Below are 18,914 nucleotides of genomic sequence, written 5' to 3' on the forward strand. Positions count from 1 at the left end.
AAAAACATATGAAAATAATTATTGTAGAAAATGAACTCTACCTGGCACAAAGTATCGCATCTAAACTTGGCGAAAATGGATTTGAAACAGAAATCTTTACTTCTATCAAAGAGGCAATGAAAAGTAATGGTGATGTTTATCTGCTCTCAACAAATCTACCGGGGCAAAATACTACTCCACTCATTACACAGTTTAAAGAGAAAATCGTTATCTTAATGGTAAGTTACATCAATAATGATACTGTAGGTGAACCTCTTAAACTCGGTGCAAAAGACTATATCGTCAAGCCATTCATGATAGAAGAGCTGTTACGTAAAATAGAGCACTATCAAGAGTACCAGGATCTTAAAAAACACACCCTGCTTTACCAAGAGTACATGAAAAACCTGCTTCAAGAGATAGAGACAGATTTCAATCCGGAAAAACTCACCTCCCCTCTTGTCATTCAAACCAATTACCAAAGACTTGTAGATAAAGTCGTCTTTGAATTTGCACAAATGAATAACAAACTTTTAACTTTTGTACCTCTGGGCGATAAAACATGGAAAGAGAAGATAAGTAAATGCAGTGACCAATCACTCCTCTATATCACTGAGATCCATACCCTGAAAAAAACAGACAGAGAGCAACTTTTAGAGTTGTTAAAAAGCTACGATTTCATTTTATGCAGTACTTCTGAACTTGAAACAGACTTTGCAACGATCACACTGAACACGGACTCTAAACTTTATGATCAAAACGAAATACTGACCATAGATGATTATGTCAAGTTTATCGTCAACAGTTTCCAGTATAAATTCCCCGATACGGAACTCTCTAAAAAATTAGGTATCTCAAGAAAAAGTTTATGGGAAAAAAGGAAAAAGTATGGACTCTTCAAAAAGAAATAAATCAATCTATATAGACACAGAGGCACTCTCTACTTTAGCATTGGTACAGGCAGGTCTTCTCTCTCCTCTAGATAAACTTATGAATGAAAAAGAAGCCAAAGAAGCAGATGAGACTAAATTTTATAAAGGTGTCCCATTTCCTTTTGCCTTTCTTCTTGCTCCCACAGGTGAACGAAACAGTAAAACACTTAAAACATTAAAACAGGGCGACAGAGTAGATCTTATCAATTATGATAAAAAAGTAGGAGAACTCATCGTTGATGAAACCTTTCAGATAGATCCGCAACAACGTCTTCACAACATTTATGGGACAAGTGATCCTTCTCATCCTGGTGTCAAAAACACTATAGTAAGACTTGGAGAAATTGCTGTAAGTGGTGAATACACAGTAGAATATCCTCTCATAACGGATAATATCAAACGCATCAAAAGTATGATCACCAAAACAGGTGCAAAATTTGTCTCTTCTATCATGCTGGCAGCAAACCCCTTTAACCGTGCGCATGAAAGAATGATACGTCAAGCTATCAGTGATTCCGACCTGTTGATCATCTTTCTACGTAAGCCATTTACCTCTGAAGGATTACGCTACGATATACGACATAATGCACTAACCACCTTTGCAGATAACTTTTTACCACGAAATAAAGTACTTATTATTCCTTTTGAAAACTCTTATATCTTTGCGGGATATAATGAACTTATCTTAGATGCTATTTTGGCAAAAAACTATGGATGTAACCAACTCGTCGTTGGTAAAAATCATGGAGGTTTGGGACTCTATTATGATAAAAACAGACTCAGTTCTATTTTTGACCATTGTAAAAATATTGATATAGATATTAAAACGGTGGATGAGTATGTCTACTGTGATATGTGTAAAACGCTTGTAAGTACACAAACTTGTCCTCATGGGCAACACCATCACGTACACTACCACTCAGAGTCCATCATGAAACTCATACAAGCTGGACTCATTCCTCCTTCTATCTTAGTAAGAAAAGAAGTTTCAGCAAACATATTGGCAGCACTTTTCCCGGAAAGATTCGAAAACCTGCAAGAGATGCACTACTCTCTCATGCCAGGTTCCGGTCTTCTTGAGCAGCAGAGTGAAGAGCAATTTTACTTGAACTTGATTGAGTTGTATCAAACCTCATCTTTAACGTAATAAACTAAAGGAACATAATGAATGTACAAAAACTTTTTTTAACTTTTTTTGGGGCAGGTCTCAGCCCAAAAGCTCCTGGCACAGTAGGTACACTTGCTTCGCTTCCTGTAGGTTTGGCAGTACTTTACTACTTTGGTATGGAGACACTTTTCACACTTACCATGGTCATTACGATCATCGGTATCTTTGAGATAAACAAATATGAACAAGAAACCGGCATCCATGATCATCAACAGATCGTCATAGACGAAGCAGTAGGTATGTGGTTTTCACTCATGATAGCTTACTCCACAGCTATCACAATGAACTATCCCTATGCAGAGATCCTTGCTATCATATTCAGTTTCGCAGCATTCCGTCTCTTTGACATTTGGAAACCCTCAACTATAGGCTGGATAGACAAAGAGCTTAAAGGTGGTCTGGGAGTGATGCTTGATGATGTACTTGCTGGAATTGCAGGAGGACTTTTAAGTGCAGTCGTTTTGATGGGGATCGAGAAGTTATTTTAATCTATAATATTTTTGAGGGCTGTCAATATTAAACTCTCATACTCTTTCAGTTCCTCCGCTTTTACCTCATCGCCACTTCTAAACTTGCTATGAAATTTCTCCAGAGATTTTCTTGTACTCTCATCCACCCATCGTTCAGTGAAAGATTTCCCCATTTCAAACTTTGCCACAGATCTTAAAGCATGAGAACGGCTTGCCACTTCACTGGCATGATATAAAGCACGATTTAAGAGAATATAAGGGAAATTAAGATTTTTCATAGGTCCCATTTCAAGATATTTTTTTCCCAAATTCTGTCCTAAGACTTTTATATCGGAGAGTTCATTAAAACCAAAAAACGCACCTGAACCACCCACCAATGCTCCTATAGCTGACCCTAGTAAAAGCATACTTCCACCAAGGAGAAGATCAATACCCGCACCCGTCACAGCTCCACCTGTTGCTCCGGTGATCAGTAACTCTTTACGTGTTAAGCCAAAAATAGAGGCACTCTCTTTAGAAAAAAGATCCATACCCTCAAAGAGAAGTGACTCTTGAACTTTTTGCAGATGGTCATGATTCCAAATCTTTTCGATCTTCTTTTGTGACTCTTGTTCATAAGTACGAAGTTGCATTTGATAACTGGATTGGATCTCATCCCTCTCCTCAGTGGTTGCATCTTCATCAGTTAAAGAAAATTGTTCTATGTGGGAGAGAGAACGATAAACAAGTTGTGCAATATTATTTGCACTCTGTTCAATCCTTTGCTCATGATACTGTTTGAACAGTATTATGGATGTTTTTACCGGATCTGTCCACTCCTCATTAAGTTGTGCCATACTTTCCAAAAGATTTAGATGTTGAGTAAAATTAGCTTCCATAGGATTAAAAACACGTACCATTTTAAAGTAATGGCCCAGTGCCCTCTTCCACTCCTCAACATAGTTCGTATCATCTATGAGATTGATCAATGCCATAGAGGGCTGACCTGTCCAGCGAAGTATCTCCATCTCTGCTTCATACTCTTCCCCATAAGGTTTAGAGCCATCTACTACATATATGATACCCGCACCAGCCATAATAGGTTCAAGTAACTCAACTTCATCATTAAAACGCTCATCATCTCTATGTTCATTTATAAACGCTTGTACGACTTCATATTTTTTATCTGCTGAAACATCATACTTTTCAAACCATGCCAGTACTCTTCTAGCCCTTTGAAAACCCGGGGTATCAAAGAGTTCATATAAGATCTTCCCATCCACTGTTAGAGGGAAACTTTGCTTTTTGGTTGTGGAACCAGGTGTATCGGAGATCTGTACAGCATCATCAAAGGCAAGCGTTGAGACAATACTGCTTTTACCTTTATTCGGGTGCCCTACTACAGCAAATTTTGGATATGCATGTCTACGACTCGGCATTTAGTGCCTCCCTGCTCAGCATTTTAACGCTAGATCTCTTTAGCCACACTTTATCACTGCTTATTTGCTGTAATTTTCTTCCCCAGATCTCAAGCTCTTTGCTTTTAGGAAGATACGTATCTTCTGCTGTACCTACAGGTGCAAGTATGACTTTATCTACAGCTTCTGTTAATGCTTCAAGGAAATCTACAAAATCCATGGTAGGTGGCTCCCAGGACTTCACATAAAAAAGTATTTTTCCCTGGCATTTAGAGATGATCTCACTATCCTCTTCCAAACTGTTGGTTCCACCTACATCAAAAGCCATTGGGGTAATGACTTGCATACTGTCATTAAGTACTCTCAACTCCTTATCGGACATTGCCCAGCCAAGGGTTCTGTCGTAAGAGCTGTCAAGATCTTCCACTTCCTGCATATAATGATTGCCTTGGGGGATAAAGCTTTTCTTTTCCTCTACTGCAGATGTTGTGATAATAGGCTCATTCATCTCTCTAAGCAAAGTACTTGCACCCTCCAAACTCAAAAAGGATCTTTTTAATGCCTTTTTAAATCCAAGCGTTGATAAAAACCACATTCCAAAACGTAATAAGATCGCATAGAACAGTGTAGCAAAAGCCAAGAACTTCCACCATTCTCCAAGCTTGGAAGCATTTTGGATCATCTGCATATCAAGTTTCTCTCCCAGCCTAAAGTATTGACTCTGCTCTATCAGCTCCACAGAAGGTACAGCCCAGGGAAAAACATCTCTCCATGCAAAAGCAAGGGTATGCAGCAAAAAATGAAATTCTTTAGGTGAAACTTGAAGCGTAGTACTCCATGCAAAGGCGATATCTTTCGTAATGACCATCCCCAAAAGAGCTACAAGTAAGCCCAAAGAGAACATCAGTGCAAGCAGTTGAGATCGCTTGATAATGAGCCAATTGCTAAGCAAAGGGTTTATCTTTAACTCTTGAAGTGAACTTTGTGCCTTTTGGGGTAAAAAACGCAACATTTTCTCCATCCAGAAAGCTGGAGAAATATGCACTAAAAGGCTTTGTGAGGCATTGGCTCTAAACATAGAAAAAAGTGTAAGTGTCATAGTGACAAGAGGAAGAAGCACGACCATAGCCATAAAGTAGATGACATTTACTGGTTCATGCCCACTATAGCTGAGTAAACCTACACCTGAAAAGAAACCAAGAAAAAAAGCAATGATTACCAATGTAAGTGTCATACCATACAAGTAAGTAGAAAAGGTATCACTTAACAGTGGTTTTTTTAGCTTGGGAGTCTGCATTCCAGTCCATGCTACAAGCTGCTTAACAGACTTATTTTTAAGCTTTGCATGCGCTAAACCAAATGCACGGTTCTCTTCTCGTGTACTCTTATGGGTTTTAAGTAGTTCATAAAGGTTTAAATAGGTCTTTAGATTCATATACTGTACTACTCCTCCTCAGGACATCCGTAAATAATACATCTTAGCTTCTCTTTATACGCTGCATCATCATAACTGTCTACTCGTGCAACACCTTCTTCAAATGCTGTTCTGGCAACTGCAGAAGAAACCCATATAAGTGCTTCCTTATTAAAAGGCAATGGGATGATATGCTCTTTTCCATACTCTATATTATCATTATGATATGCTGCTTTTACATAGTAAGGCACCGGTTCTTTAGCCAAAGCAGCCAAAGCTTTGGCTGCTGCCATTTTCATACCTTCTGTGATCTTTTTAGCCCTTACATCCAATGCCCCTCTAAAGATAAAAGGAAACCCCAATACATTATTGGTTTGATTGGGATAGTCAGAACGACCTGTTGCGATGATAGCATCATCTCTCACCTCTTTTATCTCCTCAGGGAGTATCTCGGGTGTAGGGTTTGCTAAAGCAAATATAACAGGCTCAGGCCCCATGCTTGCTACCATCTCTTTCGTCAATGCTCTGGCTACAGAAAGTCCTAAGAACATATCCGCACCTTCAATAGCTTCATAAAGTCTAGTCGCTGATGTTTCTACTGCAAAAGCCATTTTATACTTGTTCAAGTCTGTTCTGTTCGTATTGATGACCCCTTTAGAATCACACATAATGATATGCCTTACACCTAAAGCCTGATACATTTTCGCACAGGAGATACCCGCTGCACCTGCGCCATTGATCACCACTTTGATCTCATCTACTTTTTTACCTGTAAGTTCAAGTACATTCATCAGTCCAGCTGTAGTGATAATGGCTGTTCCATGCTGATCATCATGAAAGACCGGGATATCCAACTCTTCTTGGAGTATACGTTCTATCTCAAAACATCTTGGTGCGGAGATATCTTCAAGGTTGATACCACCAAAAGTAGGTGCGATCGCTTTACAGGTAGTGACAATCTCCTCCACACTATGTACATCCAGTTCAATGTCAAAGGCATCCACATTTGCAAACTTTTTAAAGAGTACCGATTTACCTTCCATCACTGGCTTGGAAGCAAGCGGTCCTATGTCTCCAAGCCCCAGTACCGCTGTACCATCAGAGATGACGGCAACAAGGTTACCACGGTTGGTATAATCAAATGAAAGATCTTCATCTTTTGCTATTTCAAGACAAGGGATCGCAACCCCGGGAGTATAAGCAAGTGAGAGTTCATGTTGTGAACTACATGGCTTAGTCAGGTCTATACCTATCTTTCCATTTTTATGATATTCTAATGCTTTTTCTTTGGTGATTTCGAACATAGTTTAACCTTACAGTTTAATATAAAATATTATACTGCAAGTATCGTTAATGTCCTAAGAAGAAAGAAGGTTCTATTCAAAATACTCTTCAATAATTTGAGGAAAGAGTTTCATTGTTTTTCTAGCTTTGTCAATTTTAGGTTGAAATACCTCTGAAGAAGTGGGAAAGCTTGTCATAAACTCTGTATAAATAGCAATTTTTTCTTCCATATGGTTTTCAAGTGCATCCAATACTGCTTGCATATTTTCTTTGCTTGTAGCATACTTCATGAGAAGTTCAAACATACGTTTTCTAGGATGTATCGCCATAGAGTCACCTGCTGCCAGAGCAATATCTTTAATATCCCAACGTGAGATATATATGCCACTTACATGTGGTGCTATAAGTTTGGCATAGAGTGCTTCTGTGTACGAAGGATAATCTTTAAGATCTACCTCTTCATCTGAATCACATTGACCGTCTGCACAAAATGCCGGGTTGCCATTAAAGTTTTGTGCACTAACATTCTCAAATTCTTTTCTTAAATCATCCATTTCTCTCATTATTTTTCTCCTATAAGTATCGGTATATCATCCACATCTATTTTTGCATCATACCATCTATTTGCTATCAACATCATCTTTGCAACAAAAAGTATCTGGTCATCTAAAAACTCTGGTTTATCAAAAAGCTCTCTTGCTTCATCATCAAGGCAAAACCCTTTTACTTTTCCATTCTCAACTTCTATGAAATCAATGCGACCCTCTCTCTGACTCACTTCATCAAGCGTATTACAATAACTCACAGCCTTCTCTTGAAACTCTTTCTCTATCATCATCTTATCTACTTTTGACTCTCCTACATTAGACATGGTAAAGTCAAAATGTTCATCCGTAATGTTCAGAGCAATTGCAGTTGCATTGATACCATTATGCTTCATGATCTTATTAAAATACTTGCGTATATATCCAGTCTGAGCATTGTGACCCAAGATGGTACATAAGCCTGTATCTGGTTTTATCTCGTCTGGTCTCATGACTCACCTTTATCTACATCTTCATTATTACTAATTTCTTTCATCAGTACAGCATTATTATGTAAGAACATCGCTTCTTCCTCTTCTACCATACAGCGAGGACAAGCTTGTTCTCCTCCTGTATAAGTAAAGTTATTGCCACACTCATTACAACGTTTTATGGTAAAGCTTGCCAGAGTTCTTTGTACAGGTTCAAAAAACTCTTTGATCTCAAATCCACTTTGGAGATGTATAGAATCAGGTTCACAGACATCATGACACAAACGACACTTCACACAGAGCATTGCATCAAAATGAATGAGTGAAAATTTACTATTGGATGAGAGTGCTCCGGTAGGACAGATACGGTAGCATATCTGACAGTTCGTACAACTCTCATCTATAAATTTTTGAGAGGTAAAACTCACCTCTTCTTCTGGCAAAACTTCGTAAACATCTGGTACTCCTGCACGTTTAAGTACAGTAAAGAGTATCTTTCGTTTATTTGGCAGTTGTTTATCTTTGATCTTGGCAATAACTGAAGCATCTATCTCAAAATGCTGCATATCATCCGCATCAACGGCATCATCAAACGCTTTTTTATGTTTTACCACACCTTTAAGTGAAGCATTACCCAAAAATGAACGTCTTGAGGAACTTTTTTCATTGGGTTCACTCTGTAGTATTTCATTTTTTTGTGCTACATAATTGCTATCTAACTGCTTATCTGAAAAACTGGATAGAACAAAGTTTGCCTCTTCTATACTCTTTTCTATATGCTCAAAAAGCAGTGATCTATCATCATAAGAACTCATATCTATCGTGATAGTCTCTTCACTTGCCAAAGCCAATGAGATCAAATGCTCTACGCTCAGGATAGAGATGCAAGGTACATTTATCTTAGGTGATATCAATCTTACTTTAGACTCTAAGAAGCTGAAGAAAAACTCTGTAGTTGAAAAATCAGACAGAGAAAAAGCTTCTGTTGGACAAACACCTACACAAGCAGAAGCTTCTACCCCTGTAGAGGCTGTAAAACTCGGAAGATTATCCACCAAAGAGACAGAATCAGGACAGGTATCTATACATTTTGTACAGTTGGAAAACTTGCTCACTGCTCTTACACAGGAAGCAACATCAAAATGTAACCTCATCTGCTACTCAGCACTCTCAACTGAACAATGTTGGGAAAGTTTCTTATTGACATATTCAAAATCACTGAGCAAAAACTCTAAAGCAAGTTCAGCACCGTCATGATAAAGTGGTGTACGTGATTCTCTTTTAGCATTGATCAAAAAGAGTGGTGTCCATTCAAGAAGATGCTCTTTTAAGAAAGCTCTTTGTACCTCAAAAAGTTCACATATACCCTCTTTATCATCTGCATCTAATGCTTTTTGAAGCGCTGTACAAAGCATATACATAAACTCTAACTCCACACCAATGTGGTCAGCACTTACCACTCTGGCAGAGTCAAGTTCTACACGGAAATCAAGATCATTATAGAGTTCAACTACCGGGTTGTCTCCACCACTCTCGATCATTTGGTCATCTCTGGTATAGAAACTTTCATATGGTACAAGGTGCATTAAAAAGAGGTTGGTAAAGTCAACATTATAATACTGCTCTATCAACTCAGAAGTTGAAAGCTCTTTACGTTTAGACCAGTCTCTATAGTTTGGAAAAAATGAAAGCAGTGTCTCATCTTTTTCAATGTTTTTCAAAAATGTCTCATCTACTTCCACTAACATTAATCTTGAGATCAATGCATAAATTGCTATACGGTTTTCTATCTCTTGTTTCATTTGTTCCATGTGATTCTTTCTAGTAAATTATTTGGCACTATACCACTTTCAAGATAAATAAATACTATAAAGTTAGTTATCTGGGAAATTGTATATGTAGAAGCAGACCCAGGGGGTCTGCTTAAATTGTAAAACTATATAAGATTTACAGCGTATGCTTTGTCAGACAAAGGCACAGCTGGACGTTTAATGTGTTTAGGACGTCTTAATGTATCTGTACTGTCAAGTGGACGAGTCAATTTGTCTCTCCATGCCTGATAGACTTTCATATTGTTTTCATAATTCACATAAATATCACCGATCTGATCATCTTTACCAGCAAGCTCCATGCTTACTTTTTGGTGCCATGCATGGTTACCTGCTATCGGGTCCGGATGTGAAGGAGCTACAGCATTTTGCCATGAACCACTCAATCCATCCCACCAGATATTATCAAGGTCTTTATTGTACTCTTTAAACTGCCAAGAGTCTTTATTTTCATTCATACCTTCATCAATACCCTGAGTTGGCTTGAGTGTACCCTCTTTACCATCCATAGTCATTTCATACAATGGTGCACCAACACCCATGATACCAAGCTTATGCTCAAATCCTGGAATATCAACTGCATTTTTAAGTTTCCATCTACCAGCATGGTGAGAACAAGCTAAAACACCTGGCATTGTACCTTCAGTTGGTATAGCCATAGCAATGAAATAACCTGACTCAAGACCTGAAACAGTATCTGAGATAGTCACTTTAACAGCATCTCCTCTTTTAATACCAAGACGTTTTGCATCTTCAGTATAAACCCATACAGGGTTATGATTTTGCGAGATCTCCATAAGGTGTTTAGAGTTCACTGAACGTGTATGAATATTGTATGGTAATCTAAATACAGTATTCAATGCAAAATCATTATCTTTTTCCATAAAGTCATGGTGTACCTGCGTTACAACATGTGTCATTTTCTTTCTATCTTCTTTAGTAGTAGGATAGATAGGTATAGCATACTCAGGCCATTTCCAATCTTTAAACCACTCACAGTAGAAGTCAAGTTTTTTAGTCAATGTATGGAAACCTTGCATAAGCTCACCATCCACTTCAACACCGATCGCTTTTTCTTTACCATGACTGTCTTTTGCAAGAATAACACCAAACTCATCTTTTCTTACATCATTTTTATGATACTCATGACCGTGAGAAATATAAGTGTCTCCTACTTTCTTAATAGGTCTCTCTTGTGGTTTAAAGATATTATCTTCTTCCAACCATGTACCTCTGTCTCTCATCATCTCATAGTTAGGGTACTTAGAGTCCGGATACGCTGCTTTTGCTGCTTTTTTAAGGTTAGGAAGCTTGTCAAATGCTGCTTGATACCACTCAGGGATCGTTACGGCTCTTGTTGGATCTTCTTTTGAAGCCCAATACTTTCTTACACCAAGAGAACCATCAGGATCTACATAGTGAACCATAATATTTGCCCAGAATTCTACTTCTTCCCAAACTTCACCAAGACCTGCTTTAATATGTGCTTCAAGTGTAGCTCTTGTTGGATCCTTTGGTTTCCAACCCATTTTTTCTAACGCAACTCTAAGTGCCGGGTTACGGAAACTTAACCATCTTTTTGGTTCTGTTGCTTCAGAGTGTTGATCATGTCTTTCACCGGCAAGTCCAACAGGAAGGATAAAGTCACAATACCAGTTTGTCTCAGACCATGTAGGTGAGAGGTTAAACGACATTTCGATCTTATCTTCTCTTTTCAGTGCTTCGATCCATCTAAATCCATCCGGGTTGATCCAAACCGGGTTATACATACGAGGAATCCAAACAGCCAATTTCTCAGGTACTTGAAGTCCTTTAGAGTTCCACTTCTTTCTCCACTCATCATCAAGTAGAAGGTGAGGCATGATATGACTCATCTCATAAGAACTTAATGGATACTCAGGTGGCCAGGCGATCTCATTCCAAACATCAACTTTAGGAGGTCTTTCACCAGCTTGTGCTGCTTTATCACCTTTACCATTAACTGAGATAACATGCCAGTGGTGTAAACCTACACCACCTTTGTCACCAGCCATAGCTCCACGAAGCACAAATGGTAAGAATGCAGATCTAGCGATCATCCATCCACCTTTATGACCGATCGGTCCTGCTCTCCAGATGTATGTTGCAACTCTAGCACCTGCATCGATGAACATATCGTAAAGTTTCTCTACGATGCGTTTTTCGATACGACACTCTTGGGCTACAAAATCAAGTGTATAAGGCGTATACATTTCAGAGATCATCGTAATGAAATCTTCATATGTATCACCTTGTGGTACAGACTTGATATACTTTTTCTCAACAAGTAGCGCAAGATACTCTTTATCTGCCATCAATCTATCCCAGTTAACCCAGTTTTTCACAAACTCGTGATTTACTAGATCTTCACCATTAAGACCTTTTTCATTCAGGATTCTGTTTGCAAGGTAGAGATAAAGTGCTGTCTCTGTCCCTGGCCAACAAGGTACCCATAAGTCTGCCATACCGGCAGAGTTAGAGAGTCTTGGATCCATAACAACAAGTTTTGCACCTTTTTTACGTGCTTCAGCGATACGCCCCGCTGCCTGCTGGAAATAGTGACCTGCATCTGCTGCATGAGAAGACTGAAGGAAGATCAACTTCGCATTTGCCCAATCCGGAGAGTTTCTATCATCGTTTGACCACTGGATCGTACCCTGTCTCGCACCTGCAGAACAGATGTTCGTGTGAGAATCATAGCCATCAAGTCCCATTGAGTGAGGTACACGGTGACCAAATCCATTTTCATTTGGACGACCTACATGATACATGATCGATTTTTTAGAGATCTCATCACCTTTTTTAAGCGTATCGTGCATTTTTTTACCGATCTTCGCCATTGCTTCATCCCAAGTGGTTCTTACCCACTTACCTTCACCTCTTTTTGAACCTGGAGCTCTCATAAGTGGGAAAGGGATTCTGTCCGGATCATACATTTGTGACTGAGTTGCATAACCCTTAGCACAGTTTCTACCACGGCTACCTGCATGAAGAGGGTTACCCATGTATTTACGTACCGCAAGTTGTCCACCAGCTTTATATGTAGAAAGGTCAACCCATGCAGTCAGACCACATGATGCTTCACAGTTTGAACAAGATGTAGGAACAAGCATATATTCAGTCGCTTTGATCCCATCAGGATTGTCTTCACTTTGTACACCATTTCTTAATGTACCACCTCTTTTCCAGTCATCACCATCTAACTCCGTAAAGCTGTCCCACTCTTCAAGTGGCGGGTAGAATGAAAGTGTCTTAGGCGTAGGGGTAAACTTACTGTCAGCTGCAACAGCCGGTGTATCCGCCACTGTTTTAAATACACCCGCAGCAAGTGTTACACCTGCTACAGAGTACGCTGTACCTTTAAGAAAAGTTCTTCTACTCTCTACAAATGTAGGTTGTTCATTATTCATTGATTTTGTCATATATATACTCCTTAACTCAACGGTAACATTTGTGGGATTTTAAGCCATACATCTTTTACAAGATAGAGCCCAATCAATGCTAAAATAGCTGCAAATCTAAGCAACGTTTTATTTTCATTCTTCATGTTGCTTACAGCCAGGAAGAATGGAATGATAAATCCAAGAACCATACCAAACCAGAATTCAACATTATATGAACCCCCTGAATGTACATATTCTAATGTTGCTTCTGCTTCAGCTGATTTATATGAGAAAAAATACTCACCCATATACATCATAAAAGAGAAGAAAACTGCAACAGACATGATAAGTGCCAGATCTTTTCTAGCTTCCTTACTCCAAGAGTCAGATACTAAAATAAGTGCCGCAGAACCTACCATAAGTGCCGCCCAGATCATTTGCATTACTTCTGTCGGTGCCTGCCATAACTCTCTTGCACTTGATTGTGCCATAATGATCGCTGTATAAGTCGTTACAGGAATCGCTAAAAAGACAATATAAGGGAAAGCTTTCTCATAAAAACCACTGATACTTCTTACCTTTTTCCCAACAGGACAGTGTCTTCTAAACTCAGGAAATGCATCAAATCCACCGATAAGCATCATCACTGTGATAAGTCCTGTAAAGATCGAGGCCATCCATGCACCTACGGTGATCGCAGAAGTCCAGTGTGGGTGTAAGAAGATGTTGACCATTCTATACGGTTGGTGAAGATCCACCAAGGTAAAGAGTAAGAATACATTTAAAGCCACAAATGAGATAAGAGGCATCGTCCATCTAAGGTTCGGCATTTCCTCTTTTTTATGTCTATAGAGTAAAAATGCACCTACCAGGATAACACCTGTACCGATACTTTTTGCCCACATATTCAGTGTGATCATCCAACCCCAGATAATACCCGGAAGTGCAACATCCAATGTTACAACAGCTTGTGTTGCGTGAATTGTACTTTCTACCATCTTAGTGACCTCCCTCTTGCTCGTGTGACTCAGCATCTGTTGCTGACTCTATTAAACTTTTATTATCTAATTCACCATGCCCGGTAAAAGGCGCTAAGAATCTATCTAAAACTCCGTGGTTTTTATCACCTACAGCTTCAAGATGTGTAATATTGTTAAAGAGGCTGTATCCTTCGATTCTTTTGTGTGCAAGAGGATCAAGTGTATACGTACCTCCACCCACGTAATAGTGCTTAGGATCTGTATGTTTTTCAGGTTTTCTTACCTGAACAGCACCTTGATGCTCCATGATGTATTGTGAAATGTGACTTGTATCATCTTCAACATCACCAAAGATATTTGCTTCAACCGGACATGCAACTACACATGCCGGCATCATACCACTCTCGATACGGTGAGCACAATATGTACATTTGTCTGCTGTGTTCGTTTCCGGGTCCATGTAGATCGCTCCATAAGGACATGCCATCATACAACCGGCACAACCTATACATCTCTCATTATCAACATTTACAATACCATTTTCCAAATAGTGTAATGCAGATACCGGACAGATACGCTCACATGGTGCGTTCTCACAATGGTTACAACGTAATGGTGTAAAAGATCTTGATGTATCCGGGAATGTCCCGATATCAATATATTTTACACGTAAACGCCAAGAGCTAAGCGGTACTTCATTTTCCACTTTACAAGCGATCTCACAACCTTTACAACCCATGCACAGGTTAAGGTCAACTAAGAAACCTAGTTTCATACTTCCTCCTTGATATTAATTATCAGTATATGCTTATTGTAACAAATAAGTTTTTTGAATACGTCATAATTGTATTGTATAAACTGTTAACTTCATATGATTTTTATAATAAATGATGACTTTTATAAAATAATGAGTAAAAATGAATGATTTTATTTAGAATTAAAATAATACTTCAATCTTTCTCATATGTATGATGAAAAAAAATGAAAATCTATTTTTTAGAAACTAAAAGAAAAGGTAGATCCCTCATTTTCTTTACTTTTAATGTCAAGTTTACTCTGATGTAATGCAAGGATGGTTTTAACGATAGAAAGACCAAGGCCCATGGAATTATCCCAATTGTGGGTACCTGATCGGTAGAATTTTTTAGTGACTTTATCTATATCTTTATCACTGATACCTACACCCTTGTCACTCACTGAAATGCGACTTCCTTCTATCTCTACAAGAACCTCATCTTTAGAATACTTCAATGCATTCTCTATAAGGTTTTTTAGTACCACTTCCATCAGTGTGCGATCTGCTTCTACAACATGAGATTCTCCTTTTATGAGTATCTCCCTGTTTTTATACTGCTCTTCCAATGCAAGTTTTATCTCTTGGGTCAAAGTGTAAATATCAAAAGAGCTTTTATGCAGTGTTGCCTCGCCACTCTCAAACTTGTTCCACAGTATGAGACGACTTAAAAGTGCTTCTATCTTATTACCATTGTTATAAATCTTGCCTAAAAACTTCTCTTGCAGTAGCTTAGGAATATCCGGATCATCCTGTAGGGTTTGTGAGTATCCCATGATAGACGCAATAGGATTACGAAATTCATGTGCGATAGCTGAGATCATATCGGCACGTTGTCTATTCTTGAGTTTGAGCTTTGCGTTGTAACGCTGTTTGATGTCTTCTCTTTTTTTAGCTTTTTTAAGTGCCCCAATAAGATTTTGATTTATCTCCTCAAACTCTTGTGTAAAAAAATGTGCTTCATAATCGATCTGATCTATTTCTTCAAGATTTGCCAAATATTTATTTATTGTGGTCAACTCTTTTTGCATATGCCCTGCACCACGATAAATAAAGAAAATAAAAATCGAAAATGCTAAAGCAATAAGAAAAATGGGGGTTATTTCATCTTGTGTATCAGGCGTTATAAGAATGAGAAATATAGAAAAAACTATAAATAGAAGTATGGCTATGGTCACCAGCCTAGCCATAACATACTCTTTAAAGTGCGGACGATTAAACATCATATCTAAAGACTATCCTCTGCTATTTCCTTGATGTAACCAAGGAAATCCTCTGTCTCATAATATCCTGCTATTTTGTCAGTTTTTTGAGTATTAGGTGTTTTAATAGTAGATTTTTCCGGCACACTATTTTTCGAATCACCATAAGCAGTCAAAGATAACATCATGATACCAAGCAATAGATTCAAAAAAATATTTTTAAGACTCAACATTTAGTGCCTCGCTGTACTGAATTTCACACAAATCATTTAGTGATTTGTTGCACTGCGTTTTAACGCTTGTAATTCTTGTCATTTTAGTTACTTTTTGTTTTTACTTTTTTCTTTTCGACATCAGAAATATAACTCAAGAAATCCTCTACATTAAAATAGCCGACCACTGATTCTATCACTTCTTTTTCAGGTGTCATAAAAAAGATGCTGGGTACACCATGGATGATCGGTAGATCTTTTACATCATCTTCATCTTCTCTCATCACTTTTACTGTAATGTATGACTTGAGTTTTTTTTGTACGTTCTCATCTCCCAGTGTACGATGCTTCATCTTTTTACACCATCTGCAATTCTCACCTTCTACAAGAACCATCACCGTTCTTTGCTCTTTTTTCGCCATTTCAAAAGCAGTGTTGATATCTTTTAGCCATACTGTATCCTCTGCAAAAAGAGTCGTTGAAAAAAGTGTTCCTGCAAGTAGAAACATACTTAATAATAATTTTTGCATATCTATCCTTTAACTATTGAAATTTTTTATCAACTCAGAAAAAACTTGATGAAGCTTTTCTACTTCTCCGATAGAAGTTCTCTCATTGGGTGCATGGATCGTATCGTTGATCACACCAAACTCGATCACATCTATTCCGTACGCTGCGATAAATCGTGCATCACTTGTACCACCTGCTGTGGAGTGTTTAGGCGTAATAGCACATACTCTTTTGATACTCTCATCTATCGCATGTACAATAGGACGGTCCGTCTCTGTCACAAAAGGTTTTGCCGATTGACTCAGTGTAAGATCATACTTCATACCAGAGAAATAATGATGCACAAAATCTTCTACATCCTGAATGGAAGTCTTGGTAGAGTTACGTACATTGAACATCATTTTCAGCTTACCGGGTGTAACATTGGTTACTTCCATACCGGCACGTATATCCGTAATGACAAATTGACTTGGTCCAAAGTAGTCATCACCTTCATCCAGGTTCACTCCTGCCATCGAAGGCAAGACCTGCGCCACTTTATGGATAGGGTTCGTTGCTTTTTCAGGATACGCTGCATGTCCCTGCATACCATGTTTTTCTATCACCCCATTGATGGAACCTCTTCGTCCCACTTTGATAGCATCACCAAAAATATTCTCACATGTCGGCTCTGCGACAATACAACTTTCAGGCAAAAGATCCATCTCTTTGAGATGTTCCAGCATGATCTGTGTACCATATTTTGCTTCACCCTCTTCATCTGAAGTAAGTAAGATAGAGAGTCTTCCTTCAAAGTGATCAGCTTCACTGCACGCCTGAACAAAAGCAGCCACGCCACTTTTCATGTCTTGTGTACCACGGGCATAAATTTTACCCTCTTTTATGACAGGAACAAAAGGATTGGTATTCCAACCATCACCCGCAGGGACAACATCAACATGCCCTGCAAAACAGAGGTGTGGACCATCAGAGAACTTTTTAGTTAAGAAAAGATTTTTCACCCCTTCCTTATTGACATAGATAGCTTCATACCCATCAAGATACTCTTCGATAAATTTCAAAGATCCCGCATCATCAGGTGTTACAGATTCAAAACTTAACAGTTTTAAAAGTAAGTCAACTACATTCATCACTTATCTTTCTATTTCGCCACAGTAAGAGACGATACCACCAGAGTGGTTGATCACTCTGGAATGTCCATTGCTTCTAAAAACATTTTGAACTTGTCCGCTTCTGTGTCCTGTACGACAAGTAAAAATAACCACTTTATCTTTTGCCTCATCAAAAAGAGCTTGGGCCCATGATTGAAAATCTGAAGTGGGCTTGAGCATATCCACACCTTTAAGATGTCCCATCTCATACTCCATGTTTTCTCGTACATCAACTAAAAGAAAATTTGCTTCGCCATTTTCTCTTGCTTTTAAGAGTGTTTCTAAATTTTCTGAATTAATATTATCTGTCGCCAATAATTTGTGCACTACTATCCTTAAATATTAAAATAATTTTGAATTATAGTCAATAATAATTATAATTTACTTTGCCGCTTCTTCTTCTGCCACTTTTTTCAATTCTTCTTTTGCTAATGCTTTAGCTTCTTTTTCTTTGATCTGTTCTTCTCTATGTTCTGGTGTACAAAAAATTTGACAATGGCAAATGCCTGTTTCAGGTATTTCTTTTTCTATGGCTGGCTTACAAGGACAGATTCTGTCATCTGAACTTTTAAACTTACCTGGTCTAGACTCATCTGGATCAACCATGAAACAGGGACAAAATCTTTTACCAAAAAGTAATCTATGTCGTGCAAGTCCAAGAGTTACACCTTCATTCACATCCTCATTGGCACTATATACCCAGCCTTGACTCTCACATACTTTATCTGTAAACTTTTCTGTTTTTACCAACTCTGCTTTAAACTCTTCTGAATTCATATCTAATTGTTGTAACATTTTAAATCCTTAGTTGTATTACTGTAGTTATATCTTAAACTAAATTAATATATAATAAGAAAAATCACTATAGGGTATATAATGCAAATAGATAATACTGTCTTGGCTAAACTGGAAACACTCTCTCATCTTCGTATAGATGACTCAAAAAAAGAAGAGGTTATGGGGCAACTCACTGAAATACTTGGATACATAGATAACCTTAATGAACTTGACACTGATGCACTGAGTGCTTCTTTTTCAACACTTGAGGGTGGTACACCACTGAGAGAAGACACACCTAGAAAATCTACTACAATAGCTGCCGATATCCTCTCTCATGCACCAGAGAGTCAAGATGACTTTTTTATCGTACCCGCAATTATCGAGTAAATAGATACTA

General features: G+C 38.3%; 20 protein-coding genes. 4 read left to right on the forward strand and 16 right to left on the reverse strand.

What is annotated here, in order from left to right; translation table 11 throughout:
* Positions 1-8 precede the first annotated feature (8 nt).
* Genes ACLHDG_RS11395 through ACLHDG_RS11405 form a run of 3 tightly spaced genes read left to right on the forward strand, consistent with a single transcriptional unit; the run spans position 9 to position 2,567 of the window.
* The gene (locus tag ACLHDG_RS11395) at positions 9-890 is read left to right on the forward strand and encodes a response regulator (protein ID WP_415406358.1); all 882 of its coding nucleotides are present in this window, start codon (positions 9-11) and stop codon (positions 888-890) included.
* On the forward strand, positions 868-2,058 hold the full coding sequence (locus ACLHDG_RS11400) for a sulfate adenylyltransferase (protein WP_415406359.1): 1,191 nt from the start codon (positions 868-870) through the stop codon (positions 2,056-2,058). The genes ACLHDG_RS11395 and ACLHDG_RS11400 overlap by 23 nt, the downstream gene beginning before the upstream one ends.
* A gap of 17 nt (positions 2,059-2,075) precedes the next feature.
* Positions 2,076-2,567: a phosphatidylglycerophosphatase A gene (locus ACLHDG_RS11405; RefSeq protein ID WP_415406360.1), complete on the forward strand. Its 492-nt coding sequence runs from the start codon at positions 2,076-2,078 to the stop codon at positions 2,565-2,567.
* Here ACLHDG_RS11405 and ACLHDG_RS11410 read toward each other — a convergent pair.
* From ACLHDG_RS11410 to ACLHDG_RS11485, 16 genes are all read right to left on the reverse strand, one after another.
* A complete protein-coding gene (locus ACLHDG_RS11410) occupies positions 2,564-3,967 on the reverse strand; it encodes a GTPase/DUF3482 domain-containing protein (RefSeq protein WP_415406361.1) in 1,404 nt (467 codons plus the stop codon). The genes ACLHDG_RS11405 and ACLHDG_RS11410 overlap by 4 nt on opposite strands.
* The gene (locus tag ACLHDG_RS11415; RefSeq protein WP_415406362.1) at positions 3,954-5,381 is read right to left on the reverse strand and encodes a DUF2868 domain-containing protein; all 1,428 of its coding nucleotides are present in this window, start codon (positions 5,379-5,381) and stop codon (positions 3,954-3,956) included. Before ACLHDG_RS11415 ends, ACLHDG_RS11410 begins: the two co-directional genes overlap by 14 nt.
* An 8-nt stretch (positions 5,382-5,389) precedes the next feature.
* Positions 5,390-6,664, reverse strand: coding sequence for a malic enzyme-like NAD(P)-binding protein (locus tag ACLHDG_RS11420; RefSeq protein ID WP_415406363.1), 1,275 nt, complete (start codon positions 6,662-6,664; stop codon positions 5,390-5,392).
* A 72-nt stretch (positions 6,665-6,736) separates the two neighbouring features.
* Positions 6,737-7,207 (reverse strand): hypothetical protein, encoded by a 471-nt coding sequence (locus tag ACLHDG_RS11425; protein ID WP_415406364.1) that lies wholly within the window; start codon positions 7,205-7,207, stop codon positions 6,737-6,739.
* On the reverse strand, positions 7,207-7,680 hold the full coding sequence (locus ACLHDG_RS11430) for a hypothetical protein (RefSeq protein WP_415406365.1): 474 nt from the start codon (positions 7,678-7,680) through the stop codon (positions 7,207-7,209). The genes ACLHDG_RS11425 and ACLHDG_RS11430 overlap by 1 nt, the downstream gene beginning before the upstream one ends.
* Entirely contained in the window at positions 7,677-8,813 is a 1,137-nt protein-coding gene (locus tag ACLHDG_RS11435) for a 4Fe-4S dicluster domain-containing protein (protein WP_415406366.1), read from the reverse strand. Before ACLHDG_RS11435 ends, ACLHDG_RS11430 begins: the two co-directional genes overlap by 4 nt.
* A 3-nt stretch (positions 8,814-8,816) precedes the next feature.
* The gene (locus ACLHDG_RS11440) at positions 8,817-9,470 is read right to left on the reverse strand and encodes a TorD/DmsD family molecular chaperone (protein WP_415406367.1); all 654 of its coding nucleotides are present in this window, start codon (positions 9,468-9,470) and stop codon (positions 8,817-8,819) included.
* Positions 9,471-9,595: 125 nt separating this feature from the next.
* Positions 9,596-12,928, reverse strand: a complete 3,333-nt coding sequence (locus tag ACLHDG_RS11445) for a molybdopterin-dependent oxidoreductase (RefSeq protein WP_415406368.1) — start codon at positions 12,926-12,928, stop codon at positions 9,596-9,598.
* An 11-nt stretch (positions 12,929-12,939) separates the two neighbouring features.
* On the reverse strand, positions 12,940-13,887 hold the full coding sequence (gene nrfD, locus ACLHDG_RS11450) for an NrfD/PsrC family molybdoenzyme membrane anchor subunit (protein WP_415406369.1): 948 nt from the start codon (positions 13,885-13,887) through the stop codon (positions 12,940-12,942).
* 1 nt (position 13,888) lies between these two features.
* Positions 13,889-14,644: a 4Fe-4S dicluster domain-containing protein gene (locus ACLHDG_RS11455; RefSeq protein WP_415406370.1), complete on the reverse strand. Its 756-nt coding sequence runs from the start codon at positions 14,642-14,644 to the stop codon at positions 13,889-13,891.
* A 221-nt stretch (positions 14,645-14,865) separates the two neighbouring features.
* Positions 14,866-15,888 carry a sensor histidine kinase gene (locus tag ACLHDG_RS11460; protein ID WP_415406371.1) on the reverse strand — a complete coding sequence of 341 codons (1,023 nt, stop codon included), beginning with the start codon at positions 15,886-15,888 and terminating at the stop codon, positions 14,866-14,868.
* Between the two features lie 2 nt (positions 15,889-15,890).
* Positions 15,891-16,097 (reverse strand): hypothetical protein, encoded by a 207-nt coding sequence (locus ACLHDG_RS11465; RefSeq protein ID WP_415406372.1) that lies wholly within the window; start codon positions 16,095-16,097, stop codon positions 15,891-15,893.
* 83 nt (positions 16,098-16,180) lie between these two features.
* Positions 16,181-16,606 (reverse strand): thioredoxin family protein, encoded by a 426-nt coding sequence (locus tag ACLHDG_RS11470; RefSeq protein ID WP_415406373.1) that lies wholly within the window; start codon positions 16,604-16,606, stop codon positions 16,181-16,183.
* Between the two features lie 9 nt (positions 16,607-16,615).
* Positions 16,616-17,716, reverse strand: coding sequence for a succinyl-diaminopimelate desuccinylase (dapE, locus tag ACLHDG_RS11475; protein ID WP_415406374.1), 1,101 nt, complete (start codon positions 17,714-17,716; stop codon positions 16,616-16,618).
* A 3-nt stretch (positions 17,717-17,719) separates the two neighbouring features.
* Positions 17,720-18,064 carry a rhodanese-like domain-containing protein gene (locus tag ACLHDG_RS11480; protein WP_415406375.1) on the reverse strand — a complete coding sequence of 115 codons (345 nt, stop codon included), beginning with the start codon at positions 18,062-18,064 and terminating at the stop codon, positions 17,720-17,722.
* A gap of 54 nt (positions 18,065-18,118) precedes the next feature.
* Entirely contained in the window at positions 18,119-18,532 is a 414-nt protein-coding gene (locus ACLHDG_RS11485) for a ferredoxin-thioredoxin reductase catalytic domain-containing protein (RefSeq protein ID WP_415406376.1), read from the reverse strand.
* An 81-nt stretch (positions 18,533-18,613) separates the two neighbouring features.
* Here ACLHDG_RS11485 and gatC point away from each other — a divergent pair, with 81 nt between their 5' ends.
* Positions 18,614-18,904: an Asp-tRNA(Asn)/Glu-tRNA(Gln) amidotransferase subunit GatC gene (gene gatC / locus ACLHDG_RS11490; RefSeq protein ID WP_415406377.1), complete on the forward strand. Its 291-nt coding sequence runs from the start codon at positions 18,614-18,616 to the stop codon at positions 18,902-18,904.
* Positions 18,905-18,914: the final 10 nt, after the last annotated feature.

It is taken from the genome of Sulfurovum iocasae, from assembly GCF_047716765.1.
In the GTDB taxonomy this organism is placed as follows: domain Bacteria; phylum Campylobacterota; class Campylobacteria; order Campylobacterales; family Sulfurovaceae; genus Sulfurovum.